This is a genomic window from Rhizobium sp. SAFR-030 (assembly GCF_059415005.1).
Genome location: NZ_JBPFDO010000001.1, coordinates 729,903 through 750,105, shown reverse-complemented (window position 1 = coordinate 750,105; position 20,203 = coordinate 729,903). Strand labels below are relative to the sequence as shown.

The window sequence follows — 20,203 nt, the reverse complement described above, 5'->3', positions numbered from 1 at the left end:
TGTTAACCGAAGCATCTCCGTCGCGCAACGGGCGATAGTTGCCGGGCGACAAGGAGAAACGACCATGATCACCTGCTTCATCCGCTACAAGATCGATCCGTTCAAGCGCGACCAGTTTGCCGACTATGCCAGAGCCTGGGGGCAAGCGATCCCCCGCTGCGGCGCCGACCTCGTCGGCTACTTCGCGCCGCATGAGGGATCGGCGACGACGGCCTACGGCGTCTATTCGATCGACAGCCTCGCAGCCTATGAGAGCTACAGGGCGCGGCTCGCCGACGACCCGCTCGGGCAGCAGAACTACGAATTCGCCAGACGCGAACGGTTCATCCTTGAGGAAGACCGGATCTTTCTACGCAACGTCTCGCTGCCGCATGGCGCCCTGCTTCCACTCGCGGGAAAGGTTGCGCCATGATCGCCGTCATCTTCGAAGTTGTGCCCTATCTCGGCGAGCGTCATCGCTACCTCGATCTTGCCGGGTCGTTGCGTGCCGAGCTGGAGACCGTCGACGGCTTCCTTTCTATCGAGCGCTTCGAGAGCCTCACGACGCGCGGCAAGATCCTGTCTCTGTCGTTCTGGCGCGACGAGCAGGCGGTGACGGCATGGCGCAACACCGAGTCACATCGCGCGGCACAGAAGGCGGGGAGGGGAGAGGTGTTTGCCGACTATCGGCTGCGCGTCTGCCAGGTGTTGCGCGACTACGGCATGACCGAGCGCGACGAGGCGCCGGCCGACAGCCGGGAGGCGATGGAGGAGGTGGGAACGGTCTAGTCAGCCGTTTGACCGTCTTTGTTCAAGCGCAGCAACGCTGCCTTCAGCGGTGGGAGGTCACCGGTAATGACATCCAATATGACCTCGGAAGCAACCCGATGGTACTCGTGACGGAGAACATTGCCCATCCCTCGGATGCTGTTCCAGGGGATCTCTCGCTCCCGTGCAAGAAGGTCCGTCGGAAGATGTCTGGATGCCTCCGATACAATCTCGATTGCCCGTTCAACTGCCAGGCGCAGCATCATGTCTTGCTGGAAGTCAGACCGCGTTTTGTCGCTCATCGAAATCTCGATGAAGTCGATCATAGACAGCATTTCGTCAATGACGATGACGCTGTCCCGCGTCATCAAAATACCCTGACAGCGGATGTTTCGATGCGCTCCTTCAACCTGGGATGCAGGCTATCGCGGGTCGTGATGTCGACGTCGAGCGACAGCTCGTCCTCAAGGAAGATTTTGATGCCGACCAGATCGACAAGTGAGAACTTTTTATCGGGATCGTAATCGATGAACAGGTCGAGATCGCTGGTTTCGCGCGCCTCGTCGCGGGCGACCGAGCCGAACAGGTAAAGCGAGGTTGCGCCGAGCGCCCGGATGGCGTCGGCTCTCTCACTCAGGATCCGAATGGCGTCGTTTTTCCTCATGCCGTTAATCTACTGCGAACCGGCTGTTCTTTCCATCTGCATTATTTCGCGCATTTTCTGCGGCTGCTTCAGGGTTTGGTAACCAAACTGGGTAACCATAACAGTCAGTAAATGTACCGAGTAAGTGTTCAGCGAGTATCAGATGGCATCCGTTCTTCCGCTTGTGGACCTCAAGTCTCAGGTCCGTCCCAATTCCTGGATCAACACCATCATCAAGGGCGACTGCGTTGCCGCCCTCGACGCGCTTCCCGACCAGTCGGTCGACGTGATCTTCGCCGATCCACCCTACAATCTGCAGCTTGGCGGCACGCTGCACCGCCCGGACCAGTCGGTGGTCGATGCCGTCAATGACGACTGGGACCAGTTCGAGAGCTTCCAGGCCTATGATGCCTTCACCCGCGCCTGGCTTCTTGCCTGCCGCCGCGTGCTGAAGCCGAACGGAACGATCTGGGTGATTGGCTCTTACCACAACATCTTCCGCGTCGGCTCGATGCTGCAGGACCTGCGCTTCTGGCTGCTCAACGACGTGGTCTGGCGCAAGACGAACCCGATGCCGAACTTCAAGGGCCGCCGGTTCCAGAACGCCCACGAGACGCTGATCTGGGCGAGCCGCGACGCAAAGGCAAAGTCCTACACCTTCAACTATGATGCGCTGAAGGCCTCCAACGACGACGTGCAGATGCGCTCCGACTGGCTGTTTCCGATCTGCTCCGGTGGCGAGCGCCTGAAGGGAGACGACGGCAAGAAGGTGCATCCGACGCAGAAGCCGGAAGCACTGCTCGCCCGCATCATCCTCGCCTCGACAAAGCCGGGCGACATCATCCTCGATCCATTCTTCGGTTCGGGCACCACCGGCGCCGTCGCCAAGCGCCTCGGCCGCAACTTCGTCGGCATCGAGCGGGAGCAGGATTACATCGACGCGGCGTCTGCCCGCATTGCCGATGTCGAGCCGCTCGGCAAGGTCGAGCTGACGGTGATGACGGGCAAGAAGTCCGAGCCGCGCGTCGCCTTCAACACGCTCGTCGAAAGCGGACTGGTCAAGCCGGGCCAGGTCCTGACCGACGTCAAGCGCCGCGTCAGCGCCATCATCCGCGCCGATGGGACGCTCGTGTCCGGCGGCGAATCCGGATCGATCCACCGTCTCGGTGCAAAGGTGCAGGGTTTCGATACCTGCAACGGCTGGACCTACTGGCACTACGAGGAAGACGGGCAACTGAAGCCGATTGATGACCTGCGCACCGTCATTCGCAACGGCATGGCCAAGCTCGACTGATCAGGCAGCCAAAGCCCATGAAAGACCGCCGGCGGAGCGGGCGACCCATTTTCGCCCACTTCCACGCCTCTTCTGTCGCCTGCTCATCGCCCGGAGACGTTTGATCCACCGCCGCCGCCGCCCGATGAGGCATATCCTCTCCGGCTTGGACTCCAGTCGCGGAGAAGAATAGACACCCGGTCTGGCAACAGGCCGGGTGCATTCGTATCGGAACCGCCGCAGATCAGATCGCGATGCCGAAACCGGCAAGGTCGGCCTTCAGCGTGGCCGCGTCGATGAACTGCACGGCCTGCCAGCCGGCTGCCCTGGCACCTTCGACATTGGGCGCGGAATCGTCGATGAACAGCGTCTTCGACGGGTCCAGCCCGAAATTGCCGGCATGCAGTTCGTAGATCTCGACGTCCGGCTTGATCATGAAGATCTCGCCCGAGACCGTCACGCCACGGGGCTTGTCGAGGAACGGGAAAAGCTCGCGCGCATGGCGAAAGGTATCGGCGGCGAAATTCGTCAGCATCGTCACGTCATGGCCGTCGGCGATGAGCTTTTCCATGATCGCCACGCTGTCGTGGTAGGCATGCGGCACCATCTCGTGCCAGTGCTTGCGGAAAGCGCGGATCCGCTCCGCCTGATCGGGATATTTGGCGACCAGTTCCTCTTCCGCCACCGCCCATTCGCGGCCGCGATCCTGCTCGATGTTCCAGTCGTGGGTGCACACGTTGAGGAAGAACCAGCGGCGTTCCTCCTCGTCGGGAATGATCCGGCTGTAGGGGATGTTCGGATCGTAGTGGATCAGAACCTTGCCGATGTCGAAGACGATATGTTCGATCGGGGCAGTCATGAAAAACTCCTTGATGCGCGGCAACGATGGCGGGCGGTTGGCTAGGGCGCGAAAGCGAGAGGGATGGCCTGGGTGATTGCCTTTTTCATCACGGTCGGCAAGGCCTGCGCCGCGAGATTGGCAACCGGTTCCCACCATCCGCCGGCGCTCGGCTCATGCGCCACCTTCGCCCGGTAGACGCTGAGCCTGAGCTCGAAATGGGTGAATACGTGCGTGACCACGCCGCAGGCTTGCCAGTCGGCCGGGAAGGGAGCATCCGCGACCGTCGTGCCACCGTCGAGACGCGCGGTCCAGGCTGTCGTCGGGATCTCGGTCATGCCGCCCAGCAGCCCGCTGTCGATGCGCCGCCGCAGCAGCACGCGACCCTCTGTGGATACCGCGACGAAGGCCGCACCCTGGCGCACCGGCTTGTCCTTCTTCGCCGCCTTCACCGGAAACCGCTCAGGGTCGTCGTGCAGGAAGGCAAGACAGTCGTCTCGCAACGGACAGAGTGCGCAGGCCGGGCGCCGCGGCGTGCAGATCGTCGCGCCGAGGTCCATCATTCCTTGCGCGAAATCGCCGGGCCTCGCGGTCGGCGTCAGCGCCTTCACCCTGGCCTTCATAGCCGGCTTGGAGCCGGGCAAGGGATCGGCGATCGCATAGACGCGCGAGATGACCCGCTCGACATTGCCGTCCAGCACCGCCGCCGGGCGGTCGAAGGCGATGGCGGCGACGGCGGCCGAGGTGTAATCGCCGATGCCGGGAAGCGCACGCAGACCGTCCTCGGTGTCGGGGAAGATCCCGCCGTGATGGGAGGAGGCGACGGCTTCGGCGCATTTCTTCAGGTTTCGCGCCCGAGCATAATAGCCGAGCCCCGCCCAGGCGGCCATGACATCGTCCACCGGAGCGGCTGCAAGATCGCTGACGGTCGGCCATGCGGCGAGGAATTTCTGGAAATAGGGCTTGACCGCCTGCACGGTTGTCTGTTGGAGCATCACCTCGGAAAGCCAGACATGGTAAGGATCGGCTCGCCGACCGTTGCGGTGGTCGCGCGGCGACACCCGCCAGGGCAGCTCCCGGTGGTGCCGGTCGTACCAGGCGAGCAGGGCCTCGGCGAGGCGCGGTTCTGGAAGTTCATGCATGAGACGGGTGCAATCGGTCGAGTTTCGGCCCAAGTGATAGAGTGCGGTGACGTTGAAGCCAATGGCCACAGACATGGAATTGCCGGTCCTCCTCATCAATATCGAGCGAGCCGCGGCAAGGCGCGCGCTCATTCGTCAGCAGGCGGAGCGCCTCGGCATTGCCCTGCAGCGGGTCGAGGGCGTCGATGGAAGCCTCGTACCTCAGCCAGACTGGCAAAATGTCGACTTTGATCTGTTCCGTCGCCGCAACGGCCGGCCGATCATGGCCGGTGAATATGGCTGCTACCAGAGCCATCTGCGGGCCTACCGGCAACTGGTCGACAGCGGCGAGCCGGCAGCACTGGTCATCGAGGACGACGTCGCCCTGACCGCGGACCTGATGCAGCGCTCGCAAGCCATCGTCGATGCCGTGCCGGACAACTGCGTCGTCAAGCTGGTCAACCACCGCACCGTTGCCTTTCGCCATTGCTTCACGAGCGCAATCGGCGACCGGATCGGATACTCGCGCCTCGGGCCGCAGGGCTCTTCCGCCTGCTACGTGCTGACGCGCAAGGCGGCGCAAGGTCTTCTGGTCGGCATGGCGCGCCAGTCCCTGCCGCTCGACAGCGCACTCGAGCGGTCCTGGGATCACGGCGTGCCGGTCTTGACCACCGACATCAACCTCATCGATTTCGGCGATCTGCGCAGCGAAACCCTGATCGCCAGCCGCGCCGATTATCGTGAGACTAAACTGCGGGGCTGGAAGAAGATGCCGACGCATTTGTTCAGGGTTGCCGAAGTGTTTAGGCGTGCCAAGTATACTGCCTTTGGAAGCCTTGCTTTAAGAAGGCAAGCGTAGCACTCATCGCAAGACGACGACTTGAAATCAGGCAGGAAATGTTGACGATAAAAAAAATGCTTCTGGCCCGCCGCCGGATCGATCCGACCGTCTTTGCTGCCGCATCCGCCGCCTTTCCCCTCTACATTCCGATCCCGGTGGTTCTGGCCGGAATGTTTGGTCTCTCCGGCATCTACGTGGCGCTGTCACGCGTCCGTCGCCTGGTCGAGCACCTGTGCTCGCCTTACGGCCTGATCGTCCTCTACTGCCTGTGGTCGCTGGTTCTCATCGGCGCGCGTGGGCAGCTTGAGGCAGGCAACCGGCAGCTCGGTTTCATGGTGCTGCTGCTCGGACTGACCTTCATTGCGCCGGGTCTCTGTCTGGTGCGCCGGCCATTGCGGACCTTCATTCTCGGCGCGCGGGTCGGTGTCTATGCGGCATTTGTCCTTGCCCTGGTCATGTCCATCTCCTTCGGCGACGCGCTGGAGCGCTGGAATGGCGGCGGCAATGCGGCAATCGTGGCTCTGCTGATCCTGCTCGGCGCGATCACCGCGACCATCAGACTGAACAACCCGCCAAAGTGCCTGCCGAACGGACTGCAGCACATTGCCCTTGCCAGCTTCCCGATCTTCCTCACGGAAACGCGGGCGGTGCTGATCGTGGTGCCCATCCTGTTTCTCGCCGAATTCTTCTTCTGGAGCCTCCGGTGGCGGCCGAGGATCCGCAACCGAAGCTATGCGGCCGTGCTTCTGGCGGCGGGCCTGATGCTGCTCGCGCCGCCGGTTCAGAACATGATCGCCGGCCGCTTCGTCACGGTCTACGAACATTACGTAGCCGGAAAATCCGACGATGGCATGGAATCGGGCGACATCCGGCTGACCATGTGGAAGGCGGCGGCACAGGTGATCCGCGAGCATCCGCTCTCTGGCGTCGGTATCATGGACATGTTTCCCCACATGAAAGTTGCCGCCGGACCGAACGCCGAGATGATCGCCGGTTTCAAGCACGTCCATAATTTCGTCCTGCAGGAACTGCTGGCCAACGGCGTCGTCGGTCTTGTGCTGCTCGGGTCCATCGTCGCCGCTTTTCTCCTCACGGTCCTGCGCCGTGCGCCGGAGGAAAGCATGAGGCGAGCCGCGATCTACTTCTTCTGTTCCGTCGGTATCTTTGGCATGCTGCACGATCCGCTGTATCATGAGCTTTGCATGTCGACGATCATGCTGTTCGTCGGCGCCTACATGGCACAGTTTCGCCGTTGGAAGACCCTGACGCCGGCGGCTACGCGGCAGATCTGACAGGAAGAGCGCATGGCCAGACGACCGATCCCACGGCAGATCGCGGAAATCGCCAACGGCATCATGGATCCGATGCTGGCCCGGCGGGCAGGCATTTCGACGGCCCTGCTGGGCTCCTGGGACGAGATCGCCGGAGCCGACTTCGCCGACACGACGCGACCGGAAAAGATCGCCTGGCCGCGCCACGATGGCAGCGAGCATTCCTCCGGTCACCAGGCGGGCGTCCTGACGATCGCCTGCGAGGGCGCGCGCGCTCTGTTCCTCAGCCACGCGCAGGGGGAACTGATCGAGCGCATCAACGGCTTCTTCGGCTTTCCGGCCATCCGCCAGATCCGCATCGTCCAGAAGCCGGTATCGACCGGAACCCGGGTACGCCGCCCGCCGCAGCCGCTGAAGGGCGATGCCGCGCGCAAGCTGAACGGCATGATGGAGGGCATCGAGAACGAGGCGCTGCGCCGCGCGGTCGAGCGGCTGGGGACGGCCGTCATGCAGCCGCCCGGCCGGCGCCGACCGTAGACGGACGGCGGCAGTCGTTTCCCCGCAACTTTGTCACGATTGTTTGAGAGAACCGACCTTCGTTCCGCTTGTCGCGGCCACATGTGCAGGCTACGGAAGTTCGAACCGTTTTTGCGCTTTTTTGAACATGGGTGTCCTAATGCCGATCAGCTCGTTGACAATCTCCAGACGTCACCTTCTTGGCGCCGCCGCCGTATCCGTTCCCGCCATGGCACTGGCCGGCCAGGCCGCAGCGGCTGAGCTGCCGGAAGCGGCCGGCAAGGTCGACATGCAGAAGGTCCTGGAGGCCGGTCCGCTGCCGGAAATGGTGCTCGGCGACGAGAAGGCGCCGGTCACCATCGTCGAATACATGTCGATGACCTGCCCGCACTGCGCCCACTTCCATGCGACGACCTTCGATCCGATCAAGGAAAAATACGTCGACACCGGCAAGGCGCGCTTCATCCTGCGCGAGTTCCCGTTCGACCCGGTCGCAACGGCTGCCTTCATGCTGGCCCGCTGCAATCCGTCCAAGCCGGACGAGCGCACACAGCCGACGCAGTACTTCGCCATGGTCTCGATGCTGTTCAAGCAGCAGCGCGCTTGGGCGGCTCCCGCCGATGGCAATGTCCGCGAAGCCCTGCTTCAGTCGACGAAACTCGCCGGTTTTACACAGGAGAGCTTCAACGCCTGCTTGACGAACCAGAAGCTTCTCGATGATGTGAATGCCACGATGAAGCGGGGAGCGGACGAATTCGGAGTGAATTCCACGCCGACCTTCCTGATCAACGGCAACCGCTACTCTGGAGACATGTCGGTTGAATCCATGTCGGCGCTCATCGACAGCCTGCTCTGATCCGACACCTGCCTTCAAAGCGGGCGCCGGCGAAAGTCGTGCGCCCGTTTTTGCTGACCGGGATGCCGACGCCGGCATGCGGTGCCGCGCCTTGAGGGGCAACCGGCGATGAAGTTCAACAAGCTTCGCCTGATCGGTTTCAAATCCTTCGTCGAACCAGCCGAATTCATCATTGAACCCGGGCTGACCGGCGTTGTCGGGCCGAACGGCTGCGGCAAGTCGAACCTCGTCGAAGCCCTGCGCTGGGTGATGGGCGAGAACTCCTACAAGAACATGCGCGCGTCCGGCATGGACGACGTGATCTTCTCCGGCTCTGGAAACCGACCCGCCCGCAATTCCGCCGAAGTGGCGCTTTTCCTCGACAATTCCGACCGCACTGCGCCGGCAAGCTTCAACGACAGCGACGAGATCCAGGTGTCGCGCCGCATCGAGCGTGAGCAGGGGTCGGTCTACCGCATCAACGGCAAGGAATCGCGCGCCAAGGATGTCCAGCTGCTGTTTGCCGACGCCTCGACCGGGGCTCGCTCGCCATCGATGGTCGGCCAGGGCCGCATCGGCGAACTGATCCAGGCAAAGCCCCAGGCGCGCCGGCAACTGCTGGAAGAAGCCGCCGGCATTTCCGGCCTTCATTCGCGGCGCCACGAGGCCGAGCTCAGGCTGCGCGCCGCCGAGACCAATCTCGAACGGCTGGAGGACGTCACGTCCCAGCTGGAGAGCCAGATCGAGAGCCTCAAGCGCCAGGCCCGCCAGGCGAACCGCTTCAAGATGCTGTCGGCCGATATCCGCCAGCGGGAGGCGATGCTCCTGCATATCCGCTGGGTGCTGGCGCGCGCCGGCGAAGACGAGGCGACGGCGGCGCTCAACCAGATCACCTCGGTCGTGGCCGAGAAGGCGCAGGCTCAGATGGAAGCGGCCAAGGCGCAAGCCATCGCCAGCCTCAAGCTGCCGGAACTGCGAGAGGCGGAAGCCGCCGCCGGTGCCGCCCTGCAGCGCCTGCAGATTGCCAGAGGCCAACTGGAGGAAGAGGCCGGCCGGCTCATGCGGCGCCGCGACGACCTGACCCGCCGGCTGGCGCAACTGGGCGAGGATATCCGCCGTGAGGAACAGCTTGTCGCCGACAACGCCCAGGCGATCGCCCGCCTGGATTCCGAGGAGGAGGAGCTTCGCGAATTGCTGGAGCAGTCGGGCGACGAGGCGGAGGAAACCAGGGCGCGCTTCGACGAGGCGGCGGTAAAGCTCTCCGAGACCGAGCGATTGTTTGCGGCCGTGACTGCCGAACGGGCGGAGGCCGCCGCGACCCGTTCGCAGCTGGAGCGCTCGATCCGCGACATCGCCGACCGCCGCCTGCGGCTCGACCGGCAGCTGTCGGAAACCAGTGCCGAGGCCGATGCGCTTGCCGAGCAGTTGGCGGGCCTCGCCGACCCGGAGGAGCGACGCGAAGCGGTCGAGGCTGCCGAGATCGCCGTCGAGGATGGTGCTCTCGCGATCGAGACGGTAGAGGGCCAGCTCGCCAGGTCGCGCCAGCAGGAGCTTGAGGCGCGCCGTCCGCTCGAAGCGGCGCGGGCGAACCTTCAGGCGCTGGAGACCGAGGAAAAGACCATCCGCCGGATGCTCGCTGCCGGCGCGACAGGTGCCGACTTCGCGCCCGTGGCCGAACTGATCCGCGTCGATCGCGGCTACGAGACGGCGCTCGGTGCAGCGCTTGGCGACGATCTCGACAGCCCGCTGGATCCCGAGGCGCCGGCCCACTGGCGCGGCAATGGTGATGGCTCCGACGATCCCGCCTTGCCGCAGGGTGTGGCGGCACTCTCTGCCCATGTTGCGGCACCGGCTGCGCTGATGCGCCGGCTGAACCAGATCGGTCTCGTCGATGCGGCCGATGCGGACCGGCTGATGCCGCAGCTGAAGCCCGGCCAGCGGCTGGTGACCCGAGACGGCGCTGTACATCGCTGGGATGGCCACGTGGCGGGCTCGGAAGCGCCCAGTGCTGCCGCCCTTCGTCTCGCGCAGAAGAACCGGCTCTCGGAACTTGAGGCAGAGGTCGACGAGGCGCGCATTGGGCTGTCGGAGGCAGAAACCCTGCTGTCTGCGGCAACCGCGGCGATCCGCACCGACGAGGCGAGCCTTGCCGATGCCAGGGAGCGTGCCCGCGGTCTCGCCCGCGTTCTGGCGGATGCCCGCGACGCGCTGGTGCAGGCCGAGCGGGCCGCCGGCGATGCCATGCGCCGCCGGGCGGTTCTCGAAACCGCGCTCGACCAGATCCGCAGCCAGATCGACGACCTCGTGGTGCAGGAGGAAGACGCCCGCGCCGAGCTGGAGGATGCAGCAGACCTTTCCGACATCGATCGCCGGCTTGCCGAGCAGCAGATGGCTGTGACCGTCGACCGGGCGGAGCTTGCCGAGACCCGCGCCCGCCACGAGGGGCTGGCACGCGAGACCGATGCGCGCCGCCGCAGGCTATCGGCCATTGCTCAGGAAGGTGGCACCTGGACCAGCCGTGCCGCCAGCGCCGACAGCCACATCGCCACCTTGCGCGAACGCGAGGAGGAGGCGCGCGAGGAAGTCGCCGAGCTCGATCTCGCGCCGGAGGAATTCGACGACAAGCGCCGCGCCCTGCTCGGCGAGTTGCAGAAGGCCGAGGATGCCAGGCGAGCGGCCGGGGACCGCTTGGCGGAAGCCGAGACCCGTCAGCGCGATGCCGACAAGCTTGCCGCGACCGCGCTTGCCGAACTCGCTGACGTGCGTGAGAAGCGCGGCCGGGCCGAAGAGCGACTGGTGTCGAACGCCGAGCGTCGCCATGATGCCGAGACCGCAATACGCCAGGCACTGTCCGTCGAGCCGCATGAGGTTCTGCGCCATGCCGGTATCGCCCCCGGCGCAGATCTGCCGGACACGACGCAGGTCGAGCGCGAACTCGACCGGTTGAAGATCGAGCGCGAGCGCCTTGGCGCCGTCAACCTGCGCGCCGACGAGGAGCAGAAGGAGCTTTCCGACAAGCTCGCCGCCCTCATCAAGGAGCGCGACGACATCGTCGATGCCATCCGCAAGCTGCGATCCGCCATCCAGAGCCTCAACCGCGAGGGGCGCGAGCGGCTGATCGCCGCCTTCGACGTCGTCAACGCCCAGTTCCAGCGGCTGTTCACCCACCTCTTCAACGGCGGCACCGCCGAACTGCAGCTGATCGAAAGCGATGATCCGCTGGAAGCCGGCCTCGAAATACTTGCCCGTCCGCCGGGCAAGAAGCCGCAGACCATGACGCTGTTGTCGGGCGGCGAGCAGGCGCTGACGGCGATGGCGCTGATCTTTGCCGTCTTCCTCACCAATCCGGCGCCGATCTGCGTGCTCGATGAGGTGGACGCGCCGCTCGACGACCACAATGTCGAGCGCTACTGCAACCTGATGGACGAGATGGCCGCTTCGACCGAGACGCGCTTCGTCATCATCACCCATAACCCGATCACAATGGCGCGGATGAGCCGCCTGTTCGGCGTCACAATGGCGGAGCAGGGCGTCAGCCAGCTGGTCTCGGTGGATCTGCAGACCGCCGAACTGCTGCGCGAGGCCAGCTAGCCATTCGCTGACGGTAGTTGGTCAGCAGCACGTGATGCGACCGACGCCGTTGATCCGTGACGCTCCTGCATCCGGTCGTCGGCGAAAAGCGAAATGGCGGCGAATATGTCATACCCTGCAGGAGGTCGGCCATGCCGAAATCTGTAACACTCGCTCTGCCGCTGTTCGCCGTCTGGTTGGCTGCGGTCCCGGCCTTGGCGGAACAGGCAACCTCCGAACGCTACCTGCACGATGTTGTCGCCACCTCGCCGGTGCATGAGAAGAACCTCCGAAGCCTGCTGCGCGGCACGCGCACGCTTCCCTCCTGGGTGCGCAACATGGTCTCGGTGCCACGCTACGTCTCCGGCGGCTCGAAGGCGGTCAATATCGACGGCAAGCCGATGGAGCTGTTCGGAGCCTGTCTCGCCCGACGATGTCCGCAAAACCATCTGCGCATCCTGTTTTCCGAAGGCGGCGCGATCGCCGGCATGCGGATCGTCGACGAGAAGCTCGGCGAGGTGGTTCTCGGCAGCCCTTCGGCCGACGCCCTGGCGGCCCTGAAGCGGGACGGTATCTAGGCAAGTCCCTGAAACTTTTAGCATCGCCGCTGGTTGAAGACATGCCGCATTGCGTCGGGATCATCGGCGGAGATCGCGACGGGCCGGAGACTTCGCGCACAGGCTGTGACTTTTGGCCTACGTTATATGACTGCTACCGTACCGAAATGCGGTGTGCTACGCAGGCGGCAATCGGGCCCGGCGCTGGCAAAATCGCCCGGACACGTCACCCCCCGGCGGGTTTCCTGTACCTGCCGGAAACTTTGCGGGGTCGCACTCTGCGGCCCCGCAAAGCCCAGCACTGCGTGATATCGCAACCGCGTTGCGCACCGCTTTGACCGGATATGTCCCCAGCTTCCGCGGATCCCACAGTCGTAAAAATGCTGCATTGCAGCATCAACCTCTCCTTGCCGGTTTCCAAGCGCCTGCGACTCCTGTTATTGCTTGTAAAACAAGAAGCAGCACATGCTCGGGTGGAGGAGAACGATGACGAAATGGGTCTACCGCTTTGGCGGGGGCGATGCGGAGGGCAGGGCGGTCGACATCGCTCTTCTGGGCGGCAAGGGTGCGAACCTTGCCGAGATGGCCGCACTCGGCCTGCCGGTGCCTCCGGGGCTGACGATCACCGCAGAGGCATGCCATCAGTATTTCGGCAACAGCCGCAGCCTGCCGGATGGCCTGACGCAGCAGGTGCTGGATGGCATCTCCCACATGCAGGCGCTCACCGGCCGTGTGTTCGGTGGTGGAAACGGTGCGCCGTTGCTGCTGTCGGTTCGCTCCGGCGCCCGCGCTTCAATGCCGGGCATGATGGATACGGTTCTCAATCTCGGCCTCAACGACGAGACGGTGCAGGCACTGGGCCATGATGCGGGCGACGCCCGTTTCGCCTGGGACAGTTATCGCCGCTTCGTCCAGATGTACGGCGACGTCGTCATGGGCCTCGACCACGAGATGTTCGAGGAAATCCTCGAGGACGAGAAGGCCCGGCTCGGCCACGACTACGACACGGAGTTGTCGGCGGTCGAATTGCAGCATGTCGTGCGGCTCTACAAACAGATGATCGAGGAGGAACTCGGCGAGAGTTTTCCGCAGGATCCGCATGTGCAGCTCTGGCGAGCCATCGCCGCCGTCTTTTCCAGCTGGAACAACGCCCGGGCGCTGACCTATCGGACGCTCCACAAGATCCCGCACGACTGGGGAACGGCCGTCAATGTCCAGGCGATGGTGTTCGGCAATCTCGGCTCCTCGTCGGCCACCGGCGTGGCCTTCACCCGAAACCCGTCCACCGGCGAAAAGAGCCTCTACGGCGAGTTCCTGATCAATGCGCAGGGGGAGGACGTGGTCGCGGGCATCCGCACGCCGCAATCGCTGACCGAGGAGGGGCGCATTGCTTCCGGCTCGGAAAAGCCGTCGATGGAAAAGCTGATGCCGGCGACTTTCGGCGAGTTCCGGGCGATCTGCAACAGGCTGGAAGCGCATTACGGCGACATGCAGGATGTCGAGTTCACCGTCGAGCGCGGCAAGCTGTGGATGCTGCAGACCCGGTCCGGCAAGCGCACCACCCGCGCTGCGCTGAAGATCGCCGTCGATCTCGTCGACGAGGGGGTGATCTCCGAGGAGGAGGCAGTCTGCCGGATCGAACCGCCGTCGCTCGACCAGTTGCTGCACCCGACCATCGATCCGCGGGTCGAGCGGGTGATCCTGGGGTCCGGCCTGCCGGCCTCGCCCGGCGCGGCGAGCGGCGAGATCGTCTTTACCGCCGAGGATGCGGTGGCGGCGGAGGCGGAAGGCCGCAAGGTCATTCTTGTGCGCATCGAAACGAGCCCCGAAGACATTCACGGCATGCATGTCGCCGAAGCCATCCTGACGACGCGCGGCGGCATGACCAGCCACGCGGCGGTGGTGGCCCGCGGCATGGGCATCCCGTGCGTCGTCGGCGCCGGGGGCCTGAGGGTCGACATGCGCAACGAGCTGCTGATCGGGCCCGGCTTCACGCTGAAGCGCGGCGCCATCGTCACCGTCGATGGTTCCTCCGGCCACCTGCTGCGCGGCGAGGTGCCGATGATCCAGCCGGAGCTGTCGGGCGATTTCGGCCGGCTGATGGGTTGGGCCGACAAGGCTCGGCGGATGGCAGTGCGCACCAATGCCGATACGCCGGCCGATGCGCTGGCCGCCCGCTCCTTTGGGGCGGAAGGCATCGGCCTTTGCCGCACCGAGCACATGTTCTTCGAGGGCGGCCGCATCCACGAGATGCGCCAGATGATCCTTGCCGAAGACGAAGCCGGACGTCGCCGTTCGCTGGACAAGCTGCTGCCGATGCAGCGGTCGGATTTCACCGAGCTGTTCACCATCATGTCCGGCCTGCCGGTCACCATCCGCCTGCTCGACCCGCCGCTGCACGAGTTCCTGCCGAAGAGTCAGGAAGAGATCGAGGAGGTGGCGGCGGCGATGGACATGGAGCCGGCGCAGCTTTCGCGGCGCGTCGAGGCACTGCACGAGTTCAACCCGATGCTCGGACATCGCGGCTGCCGGCTGGCCATCTCCTATCCGGAGATCGCCGAGATGCAGGCGCGCGCCATCTTCGAGGCCGCTGCTGCGGCAGCGAAGGAGACCGGCGCACCGGTCGAGCTCGAAATCATGGTGCCGCTGGTCGGCCTGCGCACCGAGCTCGACTACGTCAAGGCCTGCATCGACAAGGTGGCGGCCGACGTCTCGGTCGAAACCGGTCTGCCGGTGACCTATCTGGCCGGCACGATGATCGAATTGCCGCGCGCCGCCATCCGCGCCCATGTGATTGCCGAGACAGCCGAATTCTTCTCCTTCGGCACAAACGACCTGACGCAGACCACCTTCGGCATCTCGCGCGACGATGCGGCGAGCTTCATCCCGACCTACCAGCGCAAGGGCATCATCGTCCAGGACCCCTTCGTGTCGCTGGATTTCGACGGGGTCGGCGAGCTGATCCGGCTGGCCGCCGAACGCGGCCGCAAGACCCGACCAGACCTGAAGCTCGGCATCTGCGGCGAGCACGGCGGCGACCCGTCGTCGATCCGCTTCTGCGAGGATGTCGGCCTCGACTACGTCTCCTGCTCGCCCTACCGCGTGCCGATCGCGCGACTTGCCGCGGCACAGGCGGCGATCGACGAACGGCGCAAGGGAGGGTGAGCCGCACGGCTGATCGCAGTTCATCGAGCGGCGCACCGAACTTGCCACGAGTGATACTGCTTTCGTTCGCAAATGCGCGTATGGTGTCCGCATGACAGACCTGTTGAAGCAAGCCATCGAGCGCATTCGTGCCCTGCCGGACGAACAGCAGGATGAAGTTGCGCGGGTCCTTCTGCGCATCGTGGATGCCGAATCTGAGCCTGTCGCGTTGTCTCAGGGCGATCGGCTGGCGATCGAGCGATCGAAAGCTGCCGCTGCACGTGGCGAATTTGCAAGTGACGACGAGGTGCGCGCCGCGTGGGCGAGCTTCGGTTGGTGAGACTTCGCTACACGAAGCCCGCACTTGACGATCTGAAGGACATTGCAGGCTATCTCGATCCTCGCTCGCCAGGCGGTGCACGTCAGGTACGGCATCGGGTCAAATCCCTGATCGAGCAACTTTGCGACCAGCCGTTCCTCGGCAAGCGCACGGAGGATCCGACCATCCGCCGGCTTACCGCCGTTCCTTATCCCTATCTGATTTTCTACGAAGTCACCGAAGAGGACATCATAATCCACGCGGTGCGGCACGCAGCCCGCAATCCGTCAAGCATGCCACGCCGCAGGTGATGCCGCCGCGTGCCGGCGATCAGTACTTGAGCTGTCCACCTATCCACGCCCCGATCCCCTCGAACGTCTTCTCCCAGCTTGGCAGCGTCTGGCCGAAGGTGAAGGCGTCGTCGGCCAGTGCCGCGAGCCGCGCGCGGTCGACCAGCAGCGGCCGCACGAGCGCGGCCATCGCCTGCGGATCATGGGCCGGCGCCTCGATCACGCCTGCGGACGCCCAGCCGGACACCGCACCGGAGGCCGGCGTCACCACCGGTACTCCGTGGCGCAGCGCCTCGGCGATCGCCATGCCGTAGCCTTCGTAGTCCGAGGCAGCAAGCAGCAGGTCGCTGTCCCGCCACAGCGTTTCCAGCTCCGCATCCGGAACGGCCCCCAGAAACGCCAGCCGGTGGCCGAGCCCCAGATCCACGGCCTTCTTTTCGAGCGCGGCAAACAGCGCCGGATCGCGGTCAGGGTCGCCGGCGATCCGCCAGCGCCAGTCGAGGTCGCGGATCTCGGCAGCCACCTGCAGCAGGATGTCGTAGCGCTTCCGGGCAATGACCGCGCCGACCGACAGCAGGTTGGGCACGCGCCCCGGCCTGCTGACGGGTGTACGCACCGCAGGCGCGTTGCCGGGCACCCGCACGAGAATGCGGTCCGGATCGACCTGATATTCCGCCTGCAGGTAGCGCCGGCTCTCCTGCGATGTGGCAAGCACCAGCACTGCATGGGCAAGGGCTGCGGCCTCGCGATGGCGCAAGGCCCGCCACTGCGCGCCGCGCTCGCCCGAATGGTCGCCCGCATGTTCAATTGCCAGCGCATGGTGAAAGATCGCCACCACCGGCATGCCGCTGTCGCGGATCGTCTCCAGGAGGTCGCAGAGATGGATGTGATCGGTCACCAGCCGCGTGCCGGCCGGTGCCGTCGCCAGCCGCTCGGCCAGATGTTGCCGCTCGACCTCCGGCACGCTCGGAAAGCCGGTTTCGACCAGCAGCGTTTCCAGCCTGCCGGTCTGCTGCGTCAGCGCCTCGACGAGCCGGCTGTTATAGACATAGCCGCCGGTATGGCGGGCATAATCCCAGCTTGTCAGATAATAAAGCGGAGCGGGCACGGCTCGTCCTGATGAAACTTTGCTTGTGCGGATGCGCCGTGGTGCCAGCGTGAGCGGATCGCCCGTTTTGCTGCATCTGCAGGCGTGACGCGGTGGCGAGCATGTCATAGAAGAGGCAGGAGATGGCAAGCGCAAATCTGCTGCTGCGTGCTAGGATGCCGGAACCGCTGGAGAGGATTGCATGACCGTTCGCTTCGTCAGACCGGTGTCGACCGCCGCCTATGCCGCCAAGCGCTTGGCGCTCGGTGCGCTGATGCTGCTGGCGATCGCCGTCGTGGCGCACCGTTTCGGTCCTCTGGCGACGCCGCACTTCATCGCGCTGACGCTGCTGTCAGGGGCGATCGCGGCGGTCAGCCTGCCGTTTGCCCTGCGCGGCCTGCTGCAGCTCTGGCAACATGGGGCAGAGGGCGGCGTCGCCTCCACCAAGGCGCTGATCTACGCCCTGCCGCCGCTTGCGCTGGTGCTGTTCGCAGGGTTCCTCTACCAGAGCCATCCGCGCCTCTACGACGTGGCGACCGATCCCGATGATCCGCCCGCCTGGCGCCGTCCGCCGCAGGCCGACCAGCTGTGGCTGAGCCGTCCACCGATCGCAACGCTGGCTGACCGGCGCTTCGAAAAACTCGATTACCCGGCGCTCACGGGCCGCCGATACGAGGGCGCGCTCGACCGCGTCTACGAGGCCGTGATGACCGTGGCCAAGGAAAACCGCATCGCCCTGAAGGCCGAACGCAGCTTGAGCCGGGCGAGGGAGGAGGCCGCCGATCGCGAGGCCCAGTCTCAGGCCCAGGCCCAGGTCGAATCCGAGCCAAAGGCGGCGCCCCGGGTGCGGGACCGTCGGGCTCTGGCCGCTCCGCCGGTGCCGGACGTCATCCCGGTGCCGCTGCCGCGACCGGACCCTGCCGCGCAGTCGTTGCTGCCGCAGGCCAACGGCGATCTTCTGCTGCAGGGGGCAACCCGCACGCTGATCCTCGGCCTGCCCTTCGATGTGGCGGTGCGGCTGCGCGAGGAGGAGGAGACGACGCTGGTGGATGTTCGGGTTGCCGCCAGCTACGGCGACCACGATCTGGGCCTCGGGGCCGACATCGCCGAGACGTTTCTAAGGGCGCTCGACGCCGAGCTGCTGGGCATCGCTGCCCAGTAACGCTCACCACGTCACGCGGGCATATAACGTCCCGAAAGCGACGGAGGACCCTCGGTCACCACCCGCCCGCGCTCGACCAGATCCTCCAGATGCGCCAGCACCGAAAGCGCCGCGGCACCGTGCAGGCGCGGGTCGGTGCGCGCATAGATCGCCCGCACCATGTCGGGGATCAGCGCGTCGCCGGCCTTCACCCGCTCCAGCACCGCCCGCTCGCGCATCCGCCGGTGGGTGCGCAGCCCGCGCAGGAAAGAGGCCGGATCGGCCACCGGTCCGCCATGCCCGGGAAAATAGACCCGGTCGCCTTCACGCTGCAGCAGCTTCTCGACGGAGGCCATGAAATCGCTCATCGCCCCGTCCGGCGGCGCAACGATGGTGGTCGCCCAGGCCATCACGTGGTCGGCGGAAAACAGGATGCCGGTGCCCTCAAGCGCAAACGCCATGTGGTTGGCAGTGTGCCCCGGCGTATGGACCCCGGTCATTGCCCAGCCGTCGGCTTCGATCGTTGCCCCGTCGGCAAGCACGACGTCCGGCCGAAAGCCCAAGTCGGCGCTCTCGGCAAACGGGTTGACCTCTCCCTCGTGCAGCGGCCGCGAGGCGCGGTGCGCTCCCTCGGCGACGGTCACGGCCCCGGTTTCGGCCTTCAGCCGGGCGGCAAGCGGCGAGTGGTCGCGATGCGTGTGGCTGACGAGGATATGGCTCACCGAGCGCCCGTCAAGCGCCCGCATCAGCGCCTCGAAGTGCGCCTCGTCGTCGGGGCCGGGATCGATCACCGCAACGCTCCGGCCACGCCCGACAATGTAGGAGTTCGTGCCCTGGAACGTGAAGGGGGAGGGGTTGTTGCAGGTGAGGCGCCAGACCCCCTCGGCCACCTTCACCGGCATCCCGTGCGCGGGCTCGAAGTTGAGGTCGAAATCGGATGCGTCCATGCGGTCTGCCGGCTTTGCTTCATGAAAAGGGTTCTTCGAGACCTTCCTCCCATGAATGGGCCGGATGCGAAAGGTCGCAGTTCGGCAATGGCGATCCAGGAGGGACTGATCCGCGTTGCGAGCCGGCCGATGCCAGGAGTACGGCAGGAGACGGGCGATCTGCCGCTGAGCCTGGCCAAGCGACCGCGACGTCCGCGCAAAGCCTAAGTCTCTCCAAAATGCATTCGCACCATGCGGGACGAAAGCGGCGATTGAGCTGGAGCGATCGAGGCAAGCATCCGTACGCTGGAGCCGTCGACCAGACGCGCCGCCAATCCCGTGCGCGTCTGGCCCACCTGCGCCGGTGGCCGAAGTTTGGCGCCGGCCGGTTGCTCCGCCGGCTCAATTGCTCCGCCAACCGCACGCACCGGGCGCTCAACTGCGCCGGCGGCGGGAATGCGTCACTTGTATTCGATCTCGATGAACGACATCGGCTGCGTCCCGTCATTCACCACGTTGTGCTCGGTTCCGGCATCGCGGCGATAGGCGGCACCTTTTTCGATCGCGACGCGCCGCTCGCTGCCGGCTTCCTCGATCAGGAACTGGCAGTCGGTCATCGGCACGACCACGTAGCCGAGCCCATGGGTGTGCACGCCGGTATCCGCCCCGGGCTCGAAATCCCAGCGGACGATGCGCACCACCGCGTCGTCCAGCAGCGTGGTGGCAATGGCAGGCGGGCGGGCGCGATATCGGCTCATTCTGTCTCCGGTTCTGGCGCGTTCGATGAAGCTCGGCTGCATATCCTCAAGGCCGGCGCCATCAAAGGCGATGCCGGCGCTCAACGCAATCCCGTCGCACCATCCGAGAAAACTCTTTCTGCCGCGAAACTGCTATTGTGACGGCCCGACAGCTTTGCTAAACGCTGTCGCACCCGTGACCGCACCGGCCGTTTGATTGCCGATGATGCCGGGTCTGGTGGGGCGTCGCCAAGCGGTAAGGCACCGGTTTTTGGTACCGGCATTCCCAGGTTCGAATCCTGGCGCCCCAGCCATTCTTCTCATATCGAATGAACAGCGTATCGCCA

20 protein-coding genes and 1 tRNA gene are annotated in these 20,203 nt (G+C 65.1%); 14 read left to right on the top strand and 7 right to left on the bottom strand.

Annotated elements, in window-relative coordinates:
* Nucleotides 1-64 precede the first annotated feature (64 nt).
* Both ACR65N_RS03950 and ACR65N_RS03945 read left to right on the top strand, forming a co-directional pair.
* Nucleotides 65-412, top strand: coding sequence for an NIPSNAP family protein (locus ACR65N_RS03950; RefSeq protein WP_440455824.1), 348 nt, complete (start codon nt 65-67; stop codon nt 410-412).
* On the top strand, nt 409-768 hold the full coding sequence (locus ACR65N_RS03945) for an antibiotic biosynthesis monooxygenase family protein (protein ID WP_440455823.1): 360 nt from the start codon (nt 409-411) through the stop codon (nt 766-768). The genes ACR65N_RS03950 and ACR65N_RS03945 overlap by 4 nt, the downstream gene beginning before the upstream one ends.
* Here ACR65N_RS03945 and ACR65N_RS03940 read toward each other — a convergent pair.
* Together ACR65N_RS03940 and ACR65N_RS03935 are read right to left on the bottom strand one after the other, a co-directional pair.
* On the bottom strand, nt 765-1,115 hold the full coding sequence (locus tag ACR65N_RS03940) for a HepT-like ribonuclease domain-containing protein (protein ID WP_440455822.1): 351 nt from the start codon (nt 1,113-1,115) through the stop codon (nt 765-767). The genes ACR65N_RS03945 and ACR65N_RS03940 overlap by 4 nt on opposite strands.
* On the bottom strand, nt 1,115-1,411 hold the full coding sequence (locus ACR65N_RS03935) for a nucleotidyltransferase family protein (RefSeq protein ID WP_440455821.1): 297 nt from the start codon (nt 1,409-1,411) through the stop codon (nt 1,115-1,117). The genes ACR65N_RS03940 and ACR65N_RS03935 overlap by 1 nt, the downstream gene beginning before the upstream one ends.
* A gap of 142 nt (nt 1,412-1,553) precedes the next feature.
* Here ACR65N_RS03935 and ACR65N_RS03930 point away from each other — a divergent pair, with 142 nt between their 5' ends.
* Nucleotides 1,554-2,684, top strand: a complete 1,131-nt coding sequence (locus ACR65N_RS03930; RefSeq protein ID WP_440455820.1) for a site-specific DNA-methyltransferase — start codon at nt 1,554-1,556, stop codon at nt 2,682-2,684.
* A 223-nt stretch (nt 2,685-2,907) separates the two neighbouring features.
* On the opposite strand, the gene ACR65N_RS03925 is transcribed toward ACR65N_RS03930, so the two are convergent.
* Together ACR65N_RS03925 and mutY are read right to left on the bottom strand one after the other, a co-directional pair.
* On the bottom strand, nt 2,908-3,522 hold the full coding sequence (locus ACR65N_RS03925) for an HAD family hydrolase (RefSeq protein WP_440455819.1): 615 nt from the start codon (nt 3,520-3,522) through the stop codon (nt 2,908-2,910).
* 41 nt (nt 3,523-3,563) lie between these two features.
* Complete coding sequence (mutY, locus tag ACR65N_RS03920) at nt 3,564-4,643, bottom strand: A/G-specific adenine glycosylase (protein ID WP_440456115.1); 1,080 nt, start codon at nt 4,641-4,643, stop codon at nt 3,564-3,566.
* 73 nt (nt 4,644-4,716) lie between these two features.
* On the opposite strand from mutY, the gene ACR65N_RS03915 reads away from it, so the two are divergent.
* From ACR65N_RS03915 to ACR65N_RS03875, 9 genes are all read left to right on the top strand, one after another.
* Nucleotides 4,717-5,481, top strand: coding sequence for a glycosyltransferase family 25 protein (locus ACR65N_RS03915; RefSeq protein ID WP_440455818.1), 765 nt, complete (start codon nt 4,717-4,719; stop codon nt 5,479-5,481).
* 56 nt (nt 5,482-5,537) lie between these two features.
* The gene (locus ACR65N_RS03910) at nt 5,538-6,755 is read left to right on the top strand and encodes an O-antigen ligase family protein (protein WP_440455817.1); all 1,218 of its coding nucleotides are present in this window, start codon (nt 5,538-5,540) and stop codon (nt 6,753-6,755) included.
* A gap of 12 nt (nt 6,756-6,767) precedes the next feature.
* On the top strand, nt 6,768-7,271 hold the full coding sequence (locus ACR65N_RS03905) for a DUF721 domain-containing protein (protein ID WP_430305666.1): 504 nt from the start codon (nt 6,768-6,770) through the stop codon (nt 7,269-7,271).
* A 139-nt stretch (nt 7,272-7,410) separates the two neighbouring features.
* Complete coding sequence (locus ACR65N_RS03900) at nt 7,411-8,106, top strand: DsbA family protein (RefSeq protein WP_430305665.1); 696 nt, start codon at nt 7,411-7,413, stop codon at nt 8,104-8,106.
* A gap of 108 nt (nt 8,107-8,214) precedes the next feature.
* Nucleotides 8,215-11,676, top strand: coding sequence for a chromosome segregation SMC family protein (locus ACR65N_RS03895; RefSeq protein ID WP_440455816.1), 3,462 nt, complete (start codon nt 8,215-8,217; stop codon nt 11,674-11,676).
* A 131-nt stretch (nt 11,677-11,807) separates the two neighbouring features.
* Nucleotides 11,808-12,233: an Ivy family c-type lysozyme inhibitor gene (locus tag ACR65N_RS03890; RefSeq protein WP_440455815.1), complete on the top strand. Its 426-nt coding sequence runs from the start codon at nt 11,808-11,810 to the stop codon at nt 12,231-12,233.
* A 465-nt stretch (nt 12,234-12,698) separates the two neighbouring features.
* Nucleotides 12,699-15,377, top strand: a complete 2,679-nt coding sequence (ppdK, locus tag ACR65N_RS03885) for a pyruvate, phosphate dikinase (protein WP_440455814.1) — start codon at nt 12,699-12,701, stop codon at nt 15,375-15,377.
* A gap of 91 nt (nt 15,378-15,468) precedes the next feature.
* On the top strand, nt 15,469-15,696 hold the full coding sequence (locus ACR65N_RS03880; RefSeq protein ID WP_440455813.1) for a hypothetical protein: 228 nt from the start codon (nt 15,469-15,471) through the stop codon (nt 15,694-15,696).
* On the top strand, nt 15,675-15,986 hold the full coding sequence (locus ACR65N_RS03875; protein WP_440455812.1) for a type II toxin-antitoxin system RelE/ParE family toxin: 312 nt from the start codon (nt 15,675-15,677) through the stop codon (nt 15,984-15,986). Before ACR65N_RS03880 ends, ACR65N_RS03875 begins: the two co-directional genes overlap by 22 nt.
* Before the next feature lie 19 nt (nt 15,987-16,005).
* Here ACR65N_RS03875 and ACR65N_RS03870 read toward each other — a convergent pair whose 3' ends face one another.
* Nucleotides 16,006-17,073, bottom strand: a complete 1,068-nt coding sequence (locus ACR65N_RS03870) for a glycosyltransferase family 4 protein (protein WP_440455811.1) — start codon at nt 17,071-17,073, stop codon at nt 16,006-16,008.
* A 181-nt stretch (nt 17,074-17,254) separates the two neighbouring features.
* Here ACR65N_RS03870 and ACR65N_RS03865 point away from each other — a divergent pair, with 181 nt between their 5' ends.
* A complete protein-coding gene (locus ACR65N_RS03865; RefSeq protein WP_440455810.1) occupies nt 17,255-18,214 on the top strand; it encodes a DUF1499 domain-containing protein in 960 nt (319 codons plus the stop codon).
* A gap of 11 nt (nt 18,215-18,225) precedes the next feature.
* Here the strand turns inward: ACR65N_RS03865 and ACR65N_RS03860 are convergent, their stop codons facing one another.
* Both ACR65N_RS03860 and ACR65N_RS03855 read right to left on the bottom strand, forming a co-directional pair.
* Nucleotides 18,226-19,140 (bottom strand): MBL fold metallo-hydrolase, encoded by a 915-nt coding sequence (locus ACR65N_RS03860; RefSeq protein ID WP_440455809.1) that lies wholly within the window; start codon nt 19,138-19,140, stop codon nt 18,226-18,228.
* Nucleotides 19,141-19,580: 440 nt separating this feature from the next.
* Nucleotides 19,581-19,877, bottom strand: a complete 297-nt coding sequence (locus ACR65N_RS03855) for a cupin domain-containing protein (RefSeq protein WP_440455808.1) — start codon at nt 19,875-19,877, stop codon at nt 19,581-19,583.
* A 218-nt stretch (nt 19,878-20,095) separates the two neighbouring features.
* Between ACR65N_RS03855 and ACR65N_RS03850 the strand changes: the two genes are divergently transcribed.
* Nucleotides 20,096-20,170 (top strand) — tRNA-Gln (locus tag ACR65N_RS03850).
* Nucleotides 20,171-20,203: the final 33 nt, after the last annotated feature.